Origin of the sequence: Ensifer aridi (genome assembly GCF_002078505.1) — a bacterium.
Taxonomy (GTDB): Bacteria; Pseudomonadota; Alphaproteobacteria; order Rhizobiales; family Rhizobiaceae; genus Sinorhizobium; species Sinorhizobium aridi.
Genome location: NZ_LUAV01000007.1, coordinates 41,148 through 61,085 on the forward strand (window position 1 = coordinate 41,148; position 19,938 = coordinate 61,085).

The following is a 19,938-nucleotide window of genomic DNA, read 5'->3' on the forward strand; positions in this document are numbered from 1 at the left end:
TGGGGCATAGGTGATCATACAAGCATTTCTTCGCTGGGTCGAAACGGCGAGAACCAGCGATCGTGCGCGCGCGGCAAACGCCCTCGGTCGGGCCTACGCCCAGGCCGAGATCAATGGCATCGATCGGCGCGCCGCCGAAATGGCGATGACCTTTCTGCTCGACGATCCGTCGCCCAAGGTGCGTCACTCGCTGGTCGACGCTTTGGCCAATTGCCCGACAGCGCCCCGCGCGATCATCAAGGCGCTGGCGGAGGATCAGCCGGAGATCGCCTATGTCGCGATTTCCCGATCGACGGTGCTGGCCGACGAGGACCTCGTCGACATAGCGGCGCGAGGCACTGCCGAGACGCGGGCGCTCATCGCGGCGCGCAGCACCGTCTCACGTTCCGTTGCGGCTGCCATTGCGGAAATCGGCGACGAGGAGGAAGTCCTCATCCTGCTGGAAAACCCAGGCGCCAGGCTGACACAGCGATCGCTGAGACGGCTCGCCGGCCGGCTCGGGCACGTCGCCGCCGTGCGGGACCAATTGCTCTCGCGCGGCGATCTGCCGAGCGATGCACGACAGGCTCTCGCCGAGAAGGTCGGGGCGGCACTTGCCGCTTGCGGCTTGGTGCAGGCGTCGATCGGTCATGGGCGGGTACAGCGTGTGGCGAGAGAAGCCTGCGACGCGGCGGCTCTTGCGCTCGCAGCCGCGGCGCCGCAGGAAGAACTGCCGGAGATGATCGGCCATTTGCGCGAGGCCGGCCGCCTGACGCCATTCTTATTGCTAAGCGCCCTCTGCAGCGGCAGAACGGAATTCTTCTCCGCTGCGATCGTCGATCTCTCCGGGGTACCGGAAAGGCGCGTCCGTTCGATCCTCTCGGGTGGGCGCATCCACTCGATCCGCGCTCTGCTCGAGAGTGCCGGGCTTGGTCGCGAGGTGAGCAAGGCTTTCGCCGAGGCGGTGCTGCTCTGCCAGGGCGGAGCAGGGGCGGGGGCCGATGGTGCGCCGGTCTCCATCGCCGCTGAGCTTTCGTATCGTATCCGCCGCAAGCCCTCGGACGTTTCTCACGCCATCGCCGAACTCGTGGAGCGGCTGGCCTTTGACGAGCAGCGGCAGATCGCGCGCGATTACGCGCTGCTGGCCTCTCGGCAAGCGGCCTGATCGCCTCAGTTGCTGAACCGGCGAGCCACCCAGGAGTAACCGTCTTCCACATAGTGAACCGGCGCCGTGACGATCGTTTTCAATCTCTCCCGGTCGGGTAGCGCTCCGCTGAGCAGCGCGAAAGCGCGTTTCGGCAAGGTCGGCTTTGCCTCTTGCTCCACCGGCACCGTTGTCCCTTGCTGTGCCGGCGCGTTTTCTGGCAATGTCGCGTTGGCATCCGGCACCGGCTCGGTCGATGCCACCGCGGCCGGCCCCGAGGTCTCGCATACGGCGACGACGACCGGGTAATTCCTGTTGGAAAACCTTGGCAGCTCCTTCTGCGATTCGGTATCGCATTGGGCGATCGACGGCCAATTGCCGTTCACGGTCGAGATGTAATGGCACTGACTGACATTGTCATCGCAACCGAGAATGGTCATTACGATCAGGGCGGTTTTCATCGTGTCTCTTGTCCGTTTGGAAGACTTCGGTTCGCATCTTATGACCGTTCGATTCTTCCGGAAGTAGGGCAAAGTTGCCGCGCCTCGAAACAAATTGTTTCCGCCTGTCACCCGGATTGATTGCAGCCCATCTGCGTCGTTTGGCGTATTTGTTTCGCTCTTCTCGGAAGTTAGTCTCCCGGTGACGCTTTCCCATCCGCATGGATTCGCATTGAGGCTTATAACAATGACCGTAGTTACCATCGCCGAGGAACATCCGCGCCAGCCGGCCATCATCCGCCTGCTCGAACTCTCGGATGCTTATGCCGCATCGCTCTATCCCGCCGAAAGCAACCACCTTGTCGATATTTCGACACTCGAACGGCCGACCGTATCCTTCTTCGTCGCCCGGCGGGACGGCGACATCGTCGGCTGCTGCGCGCTGGTCGAAGCAGGCGACGGCACCGCAGAGATCAAGCGGATGTTCGTCGATCCAGAGGCAAGGGGATTGCAGATCGGTAAGCGGCTGCTCACGGCGCTCGAAGCCAAGGCGGACAAGCTTGGACTCAGCGCGATCCGCCTCGAAACGGGCATCTACCAACCGGAAGCGATCGGCCTTTATAAGACATTCGGTTATGTGGAGAGAACGCCGTTCGGTAGCTACCAGGCGGATCCGCTGAGCCTTTTCATGGAGAAAAAGGTCGGGCAGGTGGCTGAGTGATCATTGAAGGTTTCGCCCCTCAACCGGCTGCCGCCACGTTCTCCGGGTTCTGACGGGGAGAAGGGACGATGCCGCGCCCTCCCAGTCCCCTCGCCCGCGAGCGGGGAGAGGCTAGGGTGAGGGGCATCTATGCATCGGGCGTGTGAGGGGCAGTCGCCAGTCTCGCGCGAGATTGGACAGCGATCCTCCGCCTTAAATATCCAGATTTTCCGCAAAGGCGGCGCGTTCCTGGATGAAGCGGAAGCGGGCGTCGGCCTTCGTTCCCATCAGGCTGTCGACGGCCTCGCGCGTGCCTTCGAAATCGACGTCGTCGATCTCGACCTTGAGCAGCGTCCGGTTCGCCGGATCCATCGTCGTTTCCTTGAGCTGGGCCGGCAGCATCTCGCCGAGACCCTTGAACCGGCCGATTTCGACCTTGCCGCGACCGTTGAACTCGGTGCGCATCAGTTCCTCGCGATGCGCGTCGTCGCGGGCATAGAGCGTCTTGGAACCCTGGCTGAGGCGGTAGAGCGGCGGCACGGCGAGGTAGAGATGGCCGCCGCGGATGAGTTCCGGCATTTCCTGATAGAAGAAGGTGATCAGCAGCGAGGCGATATGCGCGCCATCGACATCGGCGTCGGTCATGATGATGACGCGCTCGTAGCGCAAATCCTCCTCGCGGTACTTCGACCGCGTGCCGCAGCCGAGCGCCTGGACGAGATCAGTAATCTGCTGGTTCTGACCGAGCTTTTCGCGTCCGGCGCTGGCGACGTTCAGGATCTTGCCGCGCAAGGGCAGGATCGCCTGGTTGGCACGATTGCGCGCTTGTTTGGCCGATCCGCCGGCCGAGTCCCCTTCGACGATGAAGAGTTCCGCGCCTTCCGCCGTGCTCTGTGCGCAGTCGGCAAGCTTGCCTGGCAGGCGCAGCTTGCGCACCGCGGTCTTGCGATTGACTTCCTTCTCCTTGCGCCGGCGCACGCGCTCCTCGGCGCGTTCTATCACCCAGTCGAGAAGCTTCGCCGCTTCCCCCGGATTGTCGGCGAGGTAATGGTCGAAGGGATCGCGAAGCGCGTTCTCGACAATGCGCTGCGCCTCGACGGTTGCGAGCTTGTCTTTCGTCTGGCCGACGAATTCCGGCTCGCGGATGAAGACCGAGAGCATGCCTGCCGCCGAGATCATGACGTCGTCGGTGGTGATGATCGCGGCGCGCTTGTTCTGCGTGAGTTCCGCGTAGTTCTTTAGGCCCTTTGTCAGCGCGATGCGGAAACCCGCCTCGTGCGTTCCGCCTTCCGGGGTCGGAATGGTGTTGCAGTAGGAATGGATCTGCTGGTCGCCGCCATACCAGGTGACCGCCCATTCGAGCGACCCGTGGCCGCCGGCCTTTTCGGATTTGCCGGCAAAGATCTCGCGGGTGACCGTGAATTCCTTGCCGAGCGTTGCGGCAAGATAGTCTTTGAGGCCGCCCGGAAAATGGAAGACGGCCCTGTCCGGGATTTCCGAGCCTTCCGGCAACAGCGACGGATCGCAGGACCAGCGGATCTCGACGCCCCCGAAAAGATAGGCCTTGGACCGGGCCATGCGGAAAAGGCGCGCCGGCTCGAAATGCGCATGCGGGCCGAAGATCTGCGGGTCGGGATGGAAGCGGACCTTCGTGCCACGGCGATTATGGACGTCGCCGAGGTCCTCGAGCCCGCCCTGCGGAATGCCGCGGGAGAAGCGCTGGCGATAGAGCCGGCGATTGCGCGCGACTTCGACCTCTAGCGAATCCGAAAGTGCATTCACCACGGAAACGCCGACACCGTGCAGACCGCCCGAAGTCTCGTAAGCCTTGCCATCGAACTTGCCGCCGGCGTGCAGCACCGTCATGACCACTTCGAGCGTCGACTTGTTCGGGAACTTCGGGTGGTTCTCGACGGGAATGCCGCGGCCATTATCGGTGACCGTCAGGAAACCGTCGGCGTCTAAGTTCACCTCGATGAAATTGGCGTGTCCGGCGACCGCTTCGTCCATCGAGTTGTCGATCACCTCGGCGAAAAGATGATGCAGCGCCTTCTCGTCCGTACCGCCGATGTACATGCCGGGACGGCGGCGGACGGGCTCGAGCCCCTCCAGCACCTCGATCGCCGAGGCGTCATAATCGCTGCCGTCGCTGCTCGTCGGCGCAGCACGCGGCGCTTCGCCGGCGGCAGGCGGCGTCGTCGGCTTGCGCGGCGCGGCGGCATCGGCCGGCTTCGGCTGCGGAGGCATTGCGGAGAAAAGGTCGCTGCTGTCGTCCATGAAGCCTTCGGATCGTTCCTGTCGTCTCTACGGCGCCATGCGTCTTATCCGACGCACAAAGGTCGCTGTAGCAGTTTGAATTGCTGTATGTCTTTGTCCTCAAATCGGCTCCGATTTAAGGACAAAGGCATGCGGTAGTCGGCAAGGCCATAGCAAGGCCGCGGCGCCGCCGCCATCTCTTGCCGTGCGAATCGCCGGAATTCTGCCAGAGTCTCGCCTAAAGCGCGAACAAAAGGCGAATTTCAGGCGTCTCGGAAGACGAAGTGCGGCTCAAGCCGGCCGAATGTGGGCTTCACTGTTGCTTAGCGCAGGCGACGATGGCAAGCCATGGGCAGAACGAGGGAGCCGATCGGGTGTCTATGTCCACAATTGTTTTCTCTGTCCAGCGCTTGATCGGGGCGCTTCTTTTCGTTGGTCTTGCCACCTCCGCCGGCGCCGAGCCCTTGCGGCCCTACAAGGATGCGCTCTTTGGCTACGGCCGGGTGCTTCAGGAGGCGGACGGCGGCGATTTCCGCATCATCGACTACCAGGAGCTGCGTGATATCAACGCACGCGACCAGATCCCGGAGCGGCGCGTCAAACGGGCCTATGTGTCGCTGGGCGTCAAGAACGGGCAGGTCAATGAGACGCTCGACCTTGGCGGTCGCACGCTCGACGTTACCCGCGTCGGCCCGGACCGCGGTGCCGCTTTCACTGTTATTTTCATCCATGGGCGCGGGGGCGATCGTCGCCTCGGCGCCAACGATTTCTCCTTTGGCGGCAATTTCAATCGCCTCAAGAACCTCGCGCTTGCGAATGGCGGCACCTATTACGCGCCGAGCGTGCGGTCCTTCGATGCAGCGGGGGTGACGGATGTTGCGGAGCTGATCCGCTTCGCTGCAAAGGGCTCCGGCGGTCGGCCGGTGATTCTTTCCTGCGCATCCATGGGCAGTTTCATCTGCTGGGGCGTCGCCCGCGACAAGGCGGCGGTGGCGGCGCTCGGCGGCATGATGGTGATGGCCGGTGTGGCCGATCCGGACTTTCGAAGGAGCGCTGCTTACGGCGCGCAGTTGCCGCTGTTCTTCAGTCACGGCAGCCAGGACAATGTCTATCCAGCCGAGACCCAGATCACGTTTTATCGGGCCCTCAAAGCGAAGAATTATCCAGCACGCTTCGTCCTCTTTGAGACGGGTTCGCATGGCACGCCGGTGCGCATGACCGATTGGCGGGAGGCGCTGAACTGGTTTCTCGATCGATGACTGCGTGAGCGCGATGAGCATGGATGAATTCGAAAACGAGGGGCAGCCCCGGGGCTCGCCCAGGCGGATCATCTCGCCGGATGACTACGAGGACCGCATCGGCTCGATCGAGCCGATGGCGTTTCTCCCCGTCGGTAGTGGCCTCAGCTACGGCGATGGTCGCCGAAACGATTCCGGGACGCTCATCGAATGCGGGAGACACAACCGTATCCTGGCCTTCGACCCGGGGACCGGCATCCTGACCTGCGAAGCTGGCGTCACACTCGGTGACATTCTTGCTCGGGCCGTCCCACATCGATTCTTTCTGCCGGTCACGCCTGCAACGGCCCTCGTGACGGTGGGCGGTGCCGTCGCCAACGATGTTCACGGCGGCAATCACTATGGCCGGGGCTCCTTCGGCAACCACGTCCGGCGCCTGACGTTGCTGCGCTCGGCGGGCGAGCGAATGGTCTGTTCTCCTGAGGAGAATGCCGAGCTTTTCGCGGCCACGATCGGCGGCATGGGTCTGACCGGGCTCATCCTGGACGTCGAGCTTCGGCTGATGAAGGTACCGTCGCCGCATGTCCAGCGGCATACGATCCGCTTCGAGAATCTCGACCAGTATTTCACGCTCGTCGACCGCGCCGGCGAAGAGCATGAATATGTCGCCGCCTGGGTGGATCAGCTTGCGACCGGACGGCGGACGGGGAGGGGCGTGCTCTGGGCGGCCGACCACGCGGACGGGGCCTGCGAGTTTCCGGACATTCCGAAACGGCTGAAGCTTTCCGTGCCCTTCTCTCCGCCCGTCAATCTCCTCAACAGCGTGACGTTGAGGGCGTGGAACGAATACCGCTTTCGCAAGCAGAGCCCCGGCGAAACCGTTTCGACCGTGAAGTGGACGACCTACTTCCATCCGCTCGATGGCATCAACGGATGGAACCGGCTCTACGGTCGGAGGGGTCTCTGCCAGCATCAGAGCGTCTATCCCGCCGCGAACGCGCCGGAGACGACGGCTCGTCTGCTCGAGACCGCGCGTCGCATGGGCCATGCTTCCGTTCAGACGAGGTTGCAGCGTTTTGGGGACGTTGCCGCGAGCGGACGTCTCTCGTTCCCTCGGCCGGGCTTCAGCTTGACGTTGGACTTTGCCGACCACGGCGAGACCACGATCAAGCTGTTGGACGCTCTCGACTGTATTGTCGTCGAGGCCGGTGGCGCAATCAGTCCGTGCGGGGATTTTCGCATGAGCCCCGAAGCCTTCGACGCATCATTCCCGTCCTGGAGACGGCTCGAGGCGCTGCGCGATCCGGCCATGGCTTCGAACTTCTGGCGGCGCACGGCGCTGGCCTTACGAGCGGGATAAGGAAAGGTCGTACGGCCGGCTGCATGCCGCTTCGACATCGCGGGAGCTGACATCGCGGTGATTCAGCGCCTCAGCCCTCTGATGTTCATGTCGAACTCGACGACGTTGGAATAGATGGGCGTTCCGACGTCGATGCCATAGGGCGATCGGCGGATGCTGCCGCGAATGGTGAAGGAAATCGAACGCCTGTTCCAGTCGGTGAGCGTGACCGCAAAGCGCTCCTTGCGGGCCTTGCCGCGGGCGGTCAGCGTCCCCTCGACTGTCGCAGTGTCCGGCCCGGTCTGCGTGACGCTGGTGGAACGGAAGGTCACCGTCTTATAGTTGGCCGTGTCGAAAACGGCGCTGGAGCGAAGGAAATTCTCGATGCGCCGCTCGCTTGACCTGACGCTCTCCGGGTAAAGCGTGAACTCGACGGAAGATCGCCCGATATTGTCGCGGTCTAGCCGGAACCCGCCGGAAAATTTTGCGAAATTCCCGGCGATGCCCCCGCCGCCTCCGACCTGCGCGATGCTGAAATGGATGACAGAGGAGCTGGCGATACGGTAATTGCCGGCCGCGTCCGCAAGCGCCGGCGCCCTCGCGCCCGTCGCAGGTGCTGCCGAGAAGGCGAGAAGCGCGAATGAAACAATCGCTCTTATGGTCTGCCCGCGTGGGATCATCATGATCATTTCCTCTCGACGGCGGTGTCGTCGTTCTCGTGAGCGTCGAGCGTCCGGGAGCGCCGTAAGCCGAAACTGGGCCGAAGCATGCGGACGAGCACTTCGTCGCGTCTTATCGAGTGGTGGTAGAGTGCTGCCGCCGCGTGGAGCACGACTAGGCCGAGAGTGAGATAGGCAAGCAAGGCGTGGGCAAAGGTCCAGAACGCCTCCGATGTCTCTGATTGGGCAAGCGGCAGATGCGGAATGACGATCGCATTGAAATAGAAGCTCGGGATGTTCAGTGTCGAGGCGGAGACGACCGCCCAGCCGGCGAGCGGCACGACGAGCGCGAGGAGGATGAGTACCGAGTGCGCCATACGGGCCGCTATGTGCTCCAGTGGACCGAGGCCAGCAACAGGCGCCGGACTGCGCTCGATGAACCACCAGGCCGTGCGAAGGATAGCGAGCCCCAGCGCTGTGAACCCGAAGGATTTGTGCCATTGGTAGAGGGAAAATTGCAGAGCCGGGTCGATTTCGGTCCGGCGCATGATGAAGCCGAGCAGGGTGAGCCCGAGGATGAGAACGGCAATCGTCCAGTGCAGGACGATGGTCGCCGATCCAAATCCGCTATCGCTGTTGCGGAGCATGGCGTCTTCCGATGATGGAGGCAGTCATTCCCTTCGCGAGTGCGCGCTCGCCAGTATGAGACGCCCGAAGCGCTGCTTTTATTCGCCGCATACCGGTTCAAGTTCGACCGGCCTTGCCGACGGTTCTCGGCGATGCCCGCGGCGCCAAGCGGAACGAATAAAGCGCTCGGGTGCTTTTTTTTGCCTTGGCGATTTGCTAGGCCGCTTGCCCGAGAGGAAGATCTGATCCGGAGGAATTTCATGACGCCCGATATCCGCCCGCTCGTTGCAGGCAACTGGAAGATGAATGGAACGCGCGCATGGCTGGACCAGATCAAGGCCATGGCGGAGGGCGTCAAGGGTGAGCTTTCCGCCAAGGTGGACACGCTGATCTGCCCGCCGGCAACGCTGCTTTATGTTGCGACAGCGCTTTGCGACGACAGCCCGCTGATGATCGGTGCTCAGGACTGCCACCAGAAGGAGGCGGGCGCCCATACCGGCGACATTTCGGCCCAGATGATCGCCGATTGTTTCGGCACCCATGTCATCGTCGGCCACTCCGAGCGCCGCACCGACCACGGCGAGAGCGACGCACTGGTACATGCCAAAGCCGAAGCGGCCCACGCCGCTGACCTCGTCGCAATCGTCTGCATCGGCGAGACGGAAGCGGAGCGCAAGGGCGGCGAGACGCTCGATGTCCTGAAACGCCAGCTCGCCGGAAGCCTGCCGGACGGAGCTACGGCCGAGAACACCGTGATCGCCTACGAGCCGGTTTGGGCGATCGGCACGGGGCTTACGCCGACGGCCGCCGACGTCGAGGAGGCGCACGCCTTCATGCGCCGCGAACTCGTGCACCGTTTTGGTGCGGAAGGCGGCAAGATGCGCATTCTCTACGGCGGCTCCGTCAAGCCCTCCAACGCCAAGGAACTGATGGGCGTCGCCAATGTGGACGGCGCGCTGATCGGGGGTGCGAGCTTGAAAGCCGACGATTTCCTCGCCATTTACAGGGCCTACGAGGAATTGGCAGCCTGATCGTCGGGGCGACCCGGCAGGGGCTTGGATTAGCTGGCGGCTTGGTATAAAGAGGCGCCAAATTGGCGCAGCCGTTCGCGGCCGCGATCGTTCGATTCGCATGCCCGAAGAGGGCAGGACTGGAAGCTGATGCAGACCGTACTACTCGTCATCTATCTCATGGTGGTCGTCGCCTTGATCGGCGTCGTTCTCATTCAGCGTTCCGAAGGCGGTGGTCTCGGTATCGGCGGCGGTTCGGGCTTCATGTCCGCGCGCGGCACGGCCAATGCGCTGACCCGCACGACGGCTGTTCTGGCCTTCCTCTTCTTCGGGCTCGCGCTCGCGATGGGCATTCTGTCGCGCTACGAGCCGCAGGCCACCGATATCCTCGAGCGGATTCCGGGCACGGGCTCGAGCGGCGGCGTGCTTGATTCGCTCGGCGGCGGCCAGCCCGCTCCGGCCGGCGGAAACACGCAGGCTCCGGCTCCGGGCAACGGCGCCGACAATGCGGCTCCGGCAGGTGGCGCAACCGCTCCCGCCCAAGCGCCGACGGGTGCGGCGCCCGCGCCCGCAGCGCCGGCGAACGGCGCCAACGGCAATACGGGATCGCAAGTTCCGAGCGGCCAGTAAGGCCGCCATTCGAAAGAACCCGCCGGCGGATGGTTTCATCCGCCGGTTTTGTTTTGTGTGAAATCTGCCCTCCCGAAAGACGGAAAAATTCTGAAAGACGAATTTTTCGGTGGCGGAATCATTTGTGAAAAGGTATCCGGTGACTCCCATGGCGCGATATGTATTCATCACTGGCGGCGTGGTTTCCTCCCTCGGAAAAGGCATTGCTGCGGCCGCTCTTGGAGCGTTGCTGCAGGCGCGTGGCTACCGGGTGAGGCTGCGCAAGCTTGACCCCTATCTGAACGTAGACCCGGGCACCATGAGCCCGACCCAGCACGGCGAAGTGTTCGTCACCGACGACGGCGCCGAAACCGACCTCGATCTCGGCCACTACGAGCGCTTCACCGGCCGCTCGGCGACGAAGACCGACAACATCACCACGGGCCGGATCTACAAGAACATCATCGACAAGGAACGGCGTGGCGACTATCTCGGCGCGACGGTGCAGGTGATCCCGCACGTCACCAATGAGATCAAAAACTTCGTTACCGAGGGCAACGACGATTACGATTTCGTCATCTGTGAGATCGGCGGCACCGTCGGCGACATCGAGGCGATGCCTTTCATGGAGGCGATCCGCCAACTCGGCAACGACTTGCCGCGCGGCACCGCCGTCTACGTCCACCTGACGCTGATGCCCTATATTCCGGCCGCGGGCGAATTGAAGACCAAGCCCACCCAGCATTCGGTCAAGGAACTGCAGGCGCTCGGCATCCATCCCGATATCCTGCTTGTCCGCGCCGACCGCGAAATCCCGGAAGCCGAGCGCCGCAAGCTGTCGCTCTTCTGCAACGTCCGCCAATCCGCGGTCATTCAGGCGCTCGACGTGGCCTCGATCTATGACGTGCCTATCGCCTATCACAAGGAAGGTCTCGACAACGAAGTGCTTGCCGCCTTCGGCATCGAGCCGGCGCCGAAGCCTCGGATGCAAGCCTGGGAAGACGTCGCCCATCGCATCCGCACGCCGGAAGGCGAGGTGACGATTGCGATCGTCGGCAAATATACCGGCCTCAAGGACGCCTATAAGTCGCTGATCGAGGCACTCTACCATGGCGGTATCGCCAACCGGGTGAAGGTCAAGCTCGAATGGATCGAGTCGGAGATCTTCGAAAAGGAAGATCCGGCACCGTATCTCGAAAAGGTCCACGGCATTCTCGTGCCCGGCGGCTTCGGCGAGCGTGGTTCTCAAGGGAAGATCAACGCGGCGCGCTTTGCCCGCGAACGCAAAGTGCCCTATTTCGGCATCTGTTTCGGCATGCAGATGGCGGTCGTCGAGGCAGCCCGCAATCTCGCCGGCATCGAGAAGGCGTCGTCGACCGAATTCGGTCCGACCAAGGAACCGGTCGTCGGCCTGATGACCGAGTGGCTCAAGGGCAACGAGCTGGAGAAGCGCTCGGCCTCGGGCGACCTCGGCGGCACCATGCGCCTCGGCGCCTACCGCGCTGCCCTCAAGCCGAGCACCAAGATCGCCGAGATCTATGGTTCGACGGACATTTCCGAGCGCCACCGTCACCGCTATGAGGTCAACGTCGACTACAAGGATCGGCTGGAATCCTGCGGCCTGGTCTTCTCCGGCATGTCGCCGGATGGCCTCCTGCCGGAGACAATCGAGTACCCCGACCATCCCTGGTTCATCGGCGTTCAATATCACCCGGAACTGAAGTCGCGTCCGCTCGATCCGCACCCGCTCTTTGCGAGCTTCATCGAAGCGGCGCTGGTACAGTCGCGGCTGGTGTAGGCGGCGCTGGTCGAGATGACGCGATAATTTCTGCGGCCGGTCCCGAAGGGCCGGCCGTCGCCGTTTTTGTGATCGAGCCCTGCCGGCCGCCGCCGCGCTTGCAATCGGCGGGCAAAAGTTGCAAACAGCGGCAATCGGTTATCAGGGAACCTGCCATGAAGCTGTCCAAGCGAACCGCCCGCCCGCTCGATCATGTCGTGCTACCGGTGGCCGATCTCGTGCGGGCGAGGCGGCGCTTGACCGATCTCGGCTTCACGGTAGCCGAGGAAGCGCGCCATCCCTTCGGAACCGCAAACGCCTGCGTCTTCTTTGCGGACAACACCTATCTGGAACCGCTTGCCGTCGCCTCGCGCGAGGAGTGCGAGGCTGCGGCTCTTGCCGGTAACGTCTTCGTCGCGCGCGATCAGGCGTTCCGCTTCCGCCAAGGGCACGAAGGCCTGTCAGCGATCGTGCTCGGAACGCCGGACGCCACTGAAGATCACATCCGCTTCCGGTCGCGTGGTATCTCCGGCGGCGACATGCTGGAGTTTTCTCGGCCGATGCGGCTGCCGGACGGGCGCGAAGGTCTCGGCTCCTTCAGGCTCGCTTTTGCCGCGGATCTGCGCTCGCCGGATTTCTTCCTCTTCAGTTGCCAGCGCATCCGCGCCCTGCCGGTCGAAAGCACGCCGCTTCATCAACATGAAAACGGCGTATTGGGTATCTCCGAGGTCGTGCTTTCGGAGCAGAACCCGACCGATTTCCAATATCTGCTGCAAGAGGGCGTCGACGAGCGCGAGGTCTCGGCCCATTCCTTCGGCATGGATATTCAAGCCGGCAGCGCGAAGCTTACCGTCCTCAATCCGGCGGGCATGGAGGCTTTCTTCGGCCGCTCGGTAAGCGGCGCCGAACGTGGCTTGCGCGGTCGCGCGGTGGTCTTCCGTGTTGCCGATCTCGAAGCGACACGTGCGCTATTTGCGCAGAACGATATCGAATTTGCAGAAATGGGCGGACGCCTCATTGTCCCGGAAGCGCCGGGGCAGGGGGTGATTTTCGCGTTTGGAGTGTGACTATGGAAGCCAATGCAAGGGTTGTCGTCGGCGAAGGTGCCGGCCAGGTGGTCTTCTCGCAGAAGGAACGGCTGACATTGATCGCCGGCCCCTGTCAGATGGAAAGCCGCGAGCACGCCTTCATGATGGCTGGCAAGCTTGTGGAGCTCTGCAAGTCGCTCGGCCTCGGCCTCGTCTACAAGTCCTCCTTCGATAAGGCGAACCGCACGTCACTCTCCGGCAAGCGCGGCATCGGCCTTGAAAAAGCAATGGAAATCTTTGCCGATCTCAAGAAGGAATTCGGATTTCCGGTCTTGACGGACATCCATACGGAAGAGCAATGCGCGGTCGTCGCCGAGACCGTCGACATCCTGCAGATCCCGGCCTTTCTGTCGCGCCAGACGGACCTGCTTGTCGCCGCCGCGAAGACGGGACGCGCGATCAACGTCAAGAAGGGCCAGTTCCTCGCCCCCTGGGACATGAAGAACGTGCTCGCCAAGTTCACCATGAGCGGCAATCCGAACGTGCTTCTATGCGAGCGGGGCGCGTCCTTCGGCTACAATACGCTGGTTTCCGATATGCGCTCTCTGCCGATCATGGCTGCGCTCGGCGCGCCGGTAGTCTTTGACGCCACTCATTCGGTGCAGCAGCCGGGCGGGCAGGGCGGCTCGTCAGGCGGTCAGCGCCAATTCGTAGAGACCCTTGCGAGGGCGGCCGTTGCCGTCGGCGTCGCAGGCGTTTTCATCGAGACCCACGAAGACCCGGACAATGCTCCTTCCGATGGCCCGAACATGGTGCCGCTCAAGGACATGCCGCGGCTTCTCGAGAAGCTGCTCGCCTTCGATGCGATCGCCAAAGCGTGAGCGGCGCCGCGCTGTTTTCGTGAAATTTTCATGAAGCACGATGGCGCCGGCCGTTTGCATCCGCCGCGCCATTGTAATTTCGAGGCCATGAATTAAGACAGGCCCCACCATCATCACCGTCCACAAGCAGGGAAGAGATCATGACTGCTATCATCGACATCATCGGCCGAGAAATTCTCGACAGCCGCGGCAACCCGACCGTCGAGGTCGACGTCCATCTCGAAGACGGCAGTTTCGGTCGGGCTGCCGTTCCGTCGGGTGCCTCCACCGGTGCGCATGAAGCGGTCGAACTGCGCGATGGCGGCACCCGCTATCTCGGCAAGGGTGTCGAGCGCGCGGTCGATGCCGTCAACGGCGAGATTTTCGAAGCGATCGGCGGTTTGGACGCAGAAAACCAGATCCAGATCGACAAGACGATGATCGAGCTCGACGGCACGCCGAACAAGTCTCGCCTCGGCGCCAACGCCATTCTCGGTGTTTCGCTCGCCGTCGCCAAGGCCGCCGCCGAAGCCTCCGGCCTGCCGCTCTACCGCTATGTCGGTGGCCCGAACGCGCATCTTCTGCCGGTTCCGATGATGAACATCATCAATGGCGGGGCGCATGCCGACAACCCGATCGACTTCCAGGAATTCATGATCATGCCGGTCGGCGCCGAGACGCTGAAGGACGCCGTGCGCATGGGTTCGGAAGTCTTCCACACGCTGAAGAAGCAGCTTGCCGCCGAGGGGCATAACACCAATGTCGGCGACGAAGGCGGTTTTGCACCGGGTCTCGCTTCCGCCCCGGCGGCGCTAGACTACATCATGAAGTCGATCGAGAAGGCGGGTTACAAGCCGGGCGAAGACATGTATGTCGCGCTCGATTGCGCCTCGACGGAATTCTTCAAGGACGGCAAATACGTGCTTGAAGGCGAGGGCCGTACCCTGGAGCCGGGCGCAATGGCCGAGTACCTCGCCGAGCTCGCGGGCAAGTACCCGATCATCTCGATCGAGGACGGCATGGCCGAGGACGACTGGGATGGCTGGAAGGCGCTGACCGACCTCATCGGCAACAAGTGCCAACTCGTCGGCGACGACCTGTTCGTTACCAACTCCGCACGGCTCCGCGACGGCATCAAGATGGGTGTCGCGAACTCGATCCTCGTCAAGGTCAACCAGATCGGTTCGCTCTCCGAGACGCTCGATGCCGTCGAGACGGCGCACAAGGCGCGCTACACCGCCGTCATGTCGCACCGTTCCGGCGAGACAGAGGATTCGACGATCGCCGACCTTGCGGTAGCCACCAACTGCGGACAGATCAAGACCGGTTCGCTCGCCCGTTCCGACCGGCTCGCGAAATACAACCAGCTTATCCGCATAGAGGAGCAGCTCGGCCTGCAGGCACAATACGCCGGCCGCTCGATCCTGCGCGGCTGATTGATGGGCGGGTAGCTAGGGTTTCGCCCTCATCCGCCTGCCGTCGCAAATCGAGGATTCAAGCCCGTCTGCCTCGCCGGCAGGCGGGTTTCGCTTTTTCAGGCCCTTCATGGTCAACGGTCGGTTAATCAATCGCCGTTAGTCTCGGTTTTCGTACTGCGTATGGAGCGGGAAGCGCGAAAGTATGTGCGGTTTTATTCGCGCATCCCGCTCCACTTCTAAAATCGATCACTCATGATCCCGGGCGAGTTTGCCTGAGTTCATCGTGATCCAGGGCATGAGCGATGTGGACACGGCATCACAAGAAGCGGAGATTGGGGCGATTGGTGGTACCGCTACTGGCGGTCGCCTTCCTTTCCTATTTCGGCTATCATTCCATTCATGGCGGCTACGGTCTGAGGGCAACCGAGGAATTCGACCGCCAGATCGCCGAGCGGCAGGCACGGCTGGACGAGCTCACTCAGAAGCGAAAAATCCTTGAAAAGGAAGTGGAGCTGATGAGCGATGGCTCGCTGGAAAGAGACATGCTGGATGAAAAAGCTCGCCTCGCGCTCAACATGTCGCGTAGCGACGAGATCGTTATTTTTCACCATTCCAGGAATTAACCGAAATTTTGTTAATTGAAGTAAATTCTGGAAAATCAAAGGGTTGCGCCGAATAATAGCCATGCAAATATGGCATTGCTGCAGCGCTCTTCTTTCCCTATGGTAGCCGACCAAAGGCTAACCGTAGGGAGGAACGAATGGCTCCGCGAAAAACCGCGTCCGTCTCCAGCCGCAAGACTGCTGCCAAGCCGGCCAAAAAGGACTTCACCGGCGGCACGATCGCCGAATTCTCCAAGGAAGACGATCTGAAAGCCTATCGCGAAATGCTGTTGATCCGGCGTTTCGAGGAGAAGGCCGGCCAGCTCTATGGCATGGGCTTCATCGGCGGCTTCTGTCACCTCTATATCGGCCAGGAAGCGGTCGTCGTCGGCATGCAGATGGCGCTGAAGGAAGGCGATCAGGTCATTACCGGCTATCGCGATCACGGCCACATGCTCGCCTGCGGCATGAGTGCGCGCGGCGTCATGGCGGAGCTCACCGGTCGCCGCGGCGGCCTTTCCAAAGGGAAGGGCGGTTCGATGCACATGTTCTCCAAGGAAAAGCATTTCTATGGCGGCCACGGCATCGTCGGGGCGCAGGTATCGCTCGGAACCGGTCTTGCTTTCGCCAACAAATATCGCGGCAACGACAATGTCAGCCTCGCCTATTTCGGCGACGGCGCCGCCAACCAGGGCCAGGTTTACGAGAGCTTCAATATGGCCGCCCTCTGGAAGCTTCCGGCGATCTACATCGTCGAGAACAACCGCTATGCGATGGGAACCTCCGTGTCGCGCGCCTCGGCTCAGACCGACTTCTCGCAGCGCGGCGCTTCCTTCGGTATTCCCGGCTATCAGGTCGACGGCATGGACGTGCGTGCCGTCAAGGCGGCTGCCGACGAGGCCGTCGAGCACTGCCGCTCCGGTAAGGGCCCGATCATCCTCGAAATGCTGACCTACCGCTATCGCGGCCATTCCATGTCCGACCCGGCGAAGTATCGGTCGAAGGATGAGGTGCAGAAGATGCGTTCGGAGCACGATCCGATCGAGCAGGTTAAGGCCCGTGTCATGGAGAAAGGCTGGGCCAGCGAGGACGAGCTGAAGCAGATCGACAAGGATGTTCGCGACATCGTCGCGGACAGTGCCGATTTCGCCCAGTCTGATCCGGAGCCGGATGCATCCGAGCTCTACACCGACATCCTGCTTTGATCCGGGGAGGGACAAATATGCCAGTAGAAATTCTCATGCCTGCCCTTTCCCCGACGATGGAGGAAGGCACGCTTTCCAAGTGGCTGAAGAACGAGGGCGACAGGGTGTCCTCCGGCGACGTCATTGCCGAGATCGAGACCGACAAGGCGACGATGGAAGTGGAAGCCGTCGACGAAGGCACGATCGGCAAGTTGCTGATTGCCGCCGGCACGGAAGGCGTCAAGGTCAACACGCCGATTGCCGTGCTGCTGCAGGACGGTGAAGGCGCAGGTGACATTGCAGCCAAGGCCGAGGCGCCGAAAATGGAGGCGCCGAAGCCTGCCGCTACTGAAGCGCCTGCCGCTGCAGCTCCCGTTGCGGCCCAGCCGAAGGCGGAAATCCCCGCCGATCCGGCGATCCCTGCCGGCACCGAGATGGTGACCATGACCGTGCGCGAAGCGCTTCGTGACGCGATGGCGGAAGAAATGCGCGCCAATGACGATGTCTTCGTCATGGGTGAGGAGGTCGCCGAATATCAGGGCGCCTACAAGGTGACCCAGGGTCTGCTGCAGGAATTCGGCCCGCGCCGCGTGGTCGACACTCCGATCACCGAGCATGGCTTTGCCGGTGTCGGCGTCGGTGCGGCGATGACCGGTCTGCGTCCGATCGTCGAGTTCATGACCTTCAACTTCGCCATGCAGGCGATCGACCAGATCATCAACTCCGCCGCCAAGACGCTCTACATGTCCGGCGGACAGATGGGCGCGCCGATCGTCTTCCGCGGCCCGAGCGGTGCGGCAGCCCGCGTCGCCGCGCAGCACTCGCAGTGCTATGCCGCCTGGTACAGCCACATCCCGGGCCTGAAGGTCGTCATGCCTTATACGGCGGCGGATGCGAAGGGCCTGCTCAAGGCCGCCATCCGCGATCCGAACCCGGTGATCTTCCTCGAAAACGAAATCCTCTACGGCCAGTCCTTCGAAGTGCCGAAGCTCGATGATTTCGTGTTGCCGATCGGCAAAGCCCGCATCCACCGTGTCGGCAAGGACGCCACGATCGTCTCCTTCGGCATCGGCATGACCTATGCGGTCAAGGCCGCGGCCGAGCTCGAGGCGCAGGGCATCGACGTCGAACTGATCGACCTGCGCACGATCCGCCCGATGGATATCCCGACTGTCATCGAATCGGTGAAGAAGACCGGTCGCCTCGTTACCGTCGAGGAAGGCTACCCGCAGTCCTCCGTCGGCACCGAGATCGCCACCCGCGTCATGCAGCAGGCCTTCGATTATCTCGATGCGCCGATCCTGACGATCGCCGGCAAGGATGTGCCGATGCCCTATGCGGCTAACCTCGAAAAGCTCGCTCTGCCGAACGTTGCCGAAGTCGTCGAGGCGGTGAAAACCGTCTGCTATAAATAAGCAGGGGGTAGCGATGGCAACGATGACGGAGACCAGGCGTGTTGCCTGGTCGATCTACTGGAAATCGACTTTGCTTTGCCTTCTGGCTGGCACAGTCTCAGGTGCGGTTTTCGGTTTCATTGTGGGATTTGTTGGTGCGTTAGTCGGTGTCCGTTCGGAGATACTTGCGCCGATTTACACGTGGGGCGGCGCGATAGTTGGCCTGATTGCAGGTTTCGTGGCATTCAACTTTGTAGTGGCATGGACAATTGGAAAATCGATCGGTGGGCGGCAGCTTGAACTAGCCGTTGCCACTTCGTTTCGGGAGGGACAATAATGCCAATCAACATCACCATGCCGGCCCTGTCTCCGACGATGGAAGAAGGCAATCTGGCCAAGTGGCTCGTCAAGGAGGGCGACAAGGTCAAGTCTGGCGACGTCATCGCGGAGATCGAGACCGACAAGGCGACGATGGAAGTCGAAGCCGTCGATGAGGGTACGGTCGCCAAGATCGTCGTTCCGGCCGGGACCGAGGGCGTCAAGGTCAATGCGCTGATCGCAGTTCTCGCCGCCGAAGGCGAGGATGTCTCCGTAGCCGCAAAGGGTAACGGCGCCGCGGCGGCACCTGCGGCGAAGGCACCGGAACAGGCTCCGGCAGCGGCCGCTGCCCCGGCACCCGCCGCAGCACCGGCGCCGCAAGCTGCCGCACCGGCACCGGTTGCCACCGATGGCAAGCGTATCTTCTCTTCGCCGCTCGCGCGCCGTCTTGCCAAGGAGGCGGGTATCGATCTGTCGGCGATCGCTGGTTCAGGCCCCTATGGCCGCGTCGTCAAGAAGGACGTCGAGGCTGCCGTTGCCGGCGGCACGGCCAAGCCGACCGCAGCCCCCCCTGCTGCCGCAGCTCCGGCCCCGGCACTCGCCAAGGGCATGTCGGAAGACGCCGTCCTCAAGCTGTTCGAGCCGGGCTCCTACGAGCTCGTGCCGCATGACGGCATGCGCAAGACCATCGCAAAGCGCCTGCAGGAATCGAAGCAGACGATCCCGCATTTCTACGTCTCGCTCGATTGCGAGCTCGACGCGCTGCTGGCGCTGCGCGCCCAGCTCAATGCCGCCGCCCCCGAGAAGGACGGCAAGCCGGTCTACAAGCTCTCGGTCAACGACATGGTGATCAAGGCGCTGGCGCTGGCGCTGCGCGACGTTCCGGACGCGAACGTCTCCTGGACCGACTCGAACATGGTCAAGCACAAGCACGCCGACGTCGGCGTTGCCGTCTCCATTCCTGGAGGACTGATCACCCCGATCGTCCGCCAGGCGGAACTAAAGAGCCTGTCCGCCATCTCCAACGAGATGAAGGATCTCGGCAAGCGCGCGAAGGAGCGCAAGCTGAAGCCGGAAGAATACCAGGGTGGCACCACCGCCGTATCCAACATGGGCATGATGGGCGTCAAGAACTTCGCCGCCGTCGTCAACCCGCCGCATGCGACGATCCTCGCGGTCGGTGCCGGCGAGGAGCGCGTCGTCGTCAAGAACAAGGAGATGGTCATCGCCAACATGATGACCGTCACGCTCTCCACCGACCATCGCTGCGTCGATGGCGCGCTCGGCGCCGAACTGCTCGCCGCCTTCAAGCGCTACATCGAGAACCCGATGGGCATGCTCGTCTGACCTTGGGGG

Annotated in this window: 19 protein-coding genes; 15 read left to right on the forward strand and 4 right to left on the reverse strand. The window is 62.5% G+C overall.

The genetic code is table 11. The annotated features are described in order from the left end of the window. Positions 1-10 precede the first annotated feature (10 nt). Entirely contained in the window at positions 11-1,144 is a 1,134-nt protein-coding gene (locus AYK65_RS07090) for a DUF2336 domain-containing protein (RefSeq protein WP_081158093.1), read from the forward strand. Positions 1,145-1,149: 5 nt separating this feature from the next. Here the strand turns inward: AYK65_RS07090 and AYK65_RS07095 are convergent, their stop codons facing one another. Continuing rightward, a complete protein-coding gene (locus AYK65_RS07095) occupies positions 1,150-1,584 on the reverse strand; it encodes a hypothetical protein (RefSeq protein WP_026613799.1) in 435 nt (144 codons plus the stop codon). Between the two features lie 226 nt (positions 1,585-1,810). On the opposite strand from AYK65_RS07095, the gene AYK65_RS07100 reads away from it, so the two are divergent. Then, positions 1,811-2,284 (forward strand): GNAT family N-acetyltransferase, encoded by a 474-nt coding sequence (locus tag AYK65_RS07100; protein ID WP_046118255.1) that lies wholly within the window; start codon positions 1,811-1,813, stop codon positions 2,282-2,284. 192 nt (positions 2,285-2,476) lie between these two features. Here AYK65_RS07100 and parE read toward each other — a convergent pair whose 3' ends face one another. Beyond that, positions 2,477-4,540 (reverse strand): DNA topoisomerase IV subunit B, encoded by a 2,064-nt coding sequence (gene parE, locus AYK65_RS07105; RefSeq protein ID WP_081158094.1) that lies wholly within the window; start codon positions 4,538-4,540, stop codon positions 2,477-2,479. 317 nt (positions 4,541-4,857) lie between these two features. On the opposite strand from parE, the gene AYK65_RS07110 reads away from it, so the two are divergent. Continuing rightward, positions 4,858-5,778, forward strand: coding sequence for an alpha/beta fold hydrolase (locus AYK65_RS07110; protein ID WP_081158095.1), 921 nt, complete (start codon positions 4,858-4,860; stop codon positions 5,776-5,778). Between the two features lie 13 nt (positions 5,779-5,791). After that, the gene (locus AYK65_RS07115) at positions 5,792-7,117 is read left to right on the forward strand and encodes an FAD-binding oxidoreductase (RefSeq protein WP_081158096.1); all 1,326 of its coding nucleotides are present in this window, start codon (positions 5,792-5,794) and stop codon (positions 7,115-7,117) included. A 62-nt stretch (positions 7,118-7,179) separates the two neighbouring features. Here AYK65_RS07115 and AYK65_RS07120 read toward each other — a convergent pair whose 3' ends face one another. Both AYK65_RS07120 and AYK65_RS07125 read right to left on the reverse strand, forming a co-directional pair. Further along, a complete protein-coding gene (locus tag AYK65_RS07120) occupies positions 7,180-7,779 on the reverse strand; it encodes a YceI family protein (RefSeq protein ID WP_139793140.1) in 600 nt (199 codons plus the stop codon). 2 nt (positions 7,780-7,781) lie between these two features. Then, positions 7,782-8,402, reverse strand: a complete 621-nt coding sequence (locus AYK65_RS07125; RefSeq protein WP_026614324.1) for a cytochrome b — start codon at positions 8,400-8,402, stop codon at positions 7,782-7,784. A gap of 240 nt (positions 8,403-8,642) precedes the next feature. Here AYK65_RS07125 and tpiA point away from each other — a divergent pair, with 240 nt between their 5' ends. From tpiA to AYK65_RS07180, 11 genes are all read left to right on the forward strand, one after another. After that, the gene (gene tpiA, locus AYK65_RS07130) at positions 8,643-9,413 is read left to right on the forward strand and encodes a triose-phosphate isomerase (RefSeq protein WP_081158097.1); all 771 of its coding nucleotides are present in this window, start codon (positions 8,643-8,645) and stop codon (positions 9,411-9,413) included. Positions 9,414-9,542: 129 nt separating this feature from the next. Further along, positions 9,543-10,022: a preprotein translocase subunit SecG gene (gene secG, locus AYK65_RS07135; RefSeq protein ID WP_081158098.1), complete on the forward strand. Its 480-nt coding sequence runs from the start codon at positions 9,543-9,545 to the stop codon at positions 10,020-10,022. 139 nt (positions 10,023-10,161) lie between these two features. After that, on the forward strand, positions 10,162-11,799 hold the full coding sequence (locus AYK65_RS07140) for a CTP synthase (RefSeq protein WP_077068090.1): 1,638 nt from the start codon (positions 10,162-10,164) through the stop codon (positions 11,797-11,799). A gap of 155 nt (positions 11,800-11,954) precedes the next feature. After that, positions 11,955-12,845, forward strand: a complete 891-nt coding sequence (locus AYK65_RS07145) for a VOC family protein (protein ID WP_026614320.1) — start codon at positions 11,955-11,957, stop codon at positions 12,843-12,845. 2 nt (positions 12,846-12,847) lie between these two features. Then, positions 12,848-13,687 carry a 3-deoxy-8-phosphooctulonate synthase gene (gene kdsA, locus AYK65_RS07150; RefSeq protein ID WP_081158099.1) on the forward strand — a complete coding sequence of 280 codons (840 nt, stop codon included), beginning with the start codon at positions 12,848-12,850 and terminating at the stop codon, positions 13,685-13,687. 140 nt (positions 13,688-13,827) lie between these two features. Next, positions 13,828-15,102, forward strand: a complete 1,275-nt coding sequence (gene eno / locus AYK65_RS07155) for a phosphopyruvate hydratase (protein WP_026614318.1) — start codon at positions 13,828-13,830, stop codon at positions 15,100-15,102. A gap of 284 nt (positions 15,103-15,386) precedes the next feature. Further along, complete coding sequence (locus tag AYK65_RS07160; protein ID WP_026614317.1) at positions 15,387-15,707, forward strand: FtsB family cell division protein; 321 nt, start codon at positions 15,387-15,389, stop codon at positions 15,705-15,707. 137 nt (positions 15,708-15,844) lie between these two features. Continuing rightward, a complete protein-coding gene (gene pdhA, locus AYK65_RS07165; RefSeq protein WP_026614316.1) occupies positions 15,845-16,891 on the forward strand; it encodes a pyruvate dehydrogenase (acetyl-transferring) E1 component subunit alpha in 1,047 nt (348 codons plus the stop codon). A 17-nt stretch (positions 16,892-16,908) separates the two neighbouring features. Continuing rightward, complete coding sequence (locus AYK65_RS07170; RefSeq protein ID WP_046118249.1) at positions 16,909-18,285, forward strand: pyruvate dehydrogenase complex E1 component subunit beta; 1,377 nt, start codon at positions 16,909-16,911, stop codon at positions 18,283-18,285. A gap of 13 nt (positions 18,286-18,298) precedes the next feature. Further along, positions 18,299-18,601 (forward strand): hypothetical protein, encoded by a 303-nt coding sequence (locus tag AYK65_RS07175; protein ID WP_026614314.1) that lies wholly within the window; start codon positions 18,299-18,301, stop codon positions 18,599-18,601. Continuing rightward, a complete protein-coding gene (locus AYK65_RS07180) occupies positions 18,601-19,929 on the forward strand; it encodes a pyruvate dehydrogenase complex dihydrolipoamide acetyltransferase (protein ID WP_026614313.1) in 1,329 nt (442 codons plus the stop codon). Before AYK65_RS07175 ends, AYK65_RS07180 begins: the two co-directional genes overlap by 1 nt. The last annotated feature ends 9 nt before the right edge of the window (positions 19,930-19,938 follow it).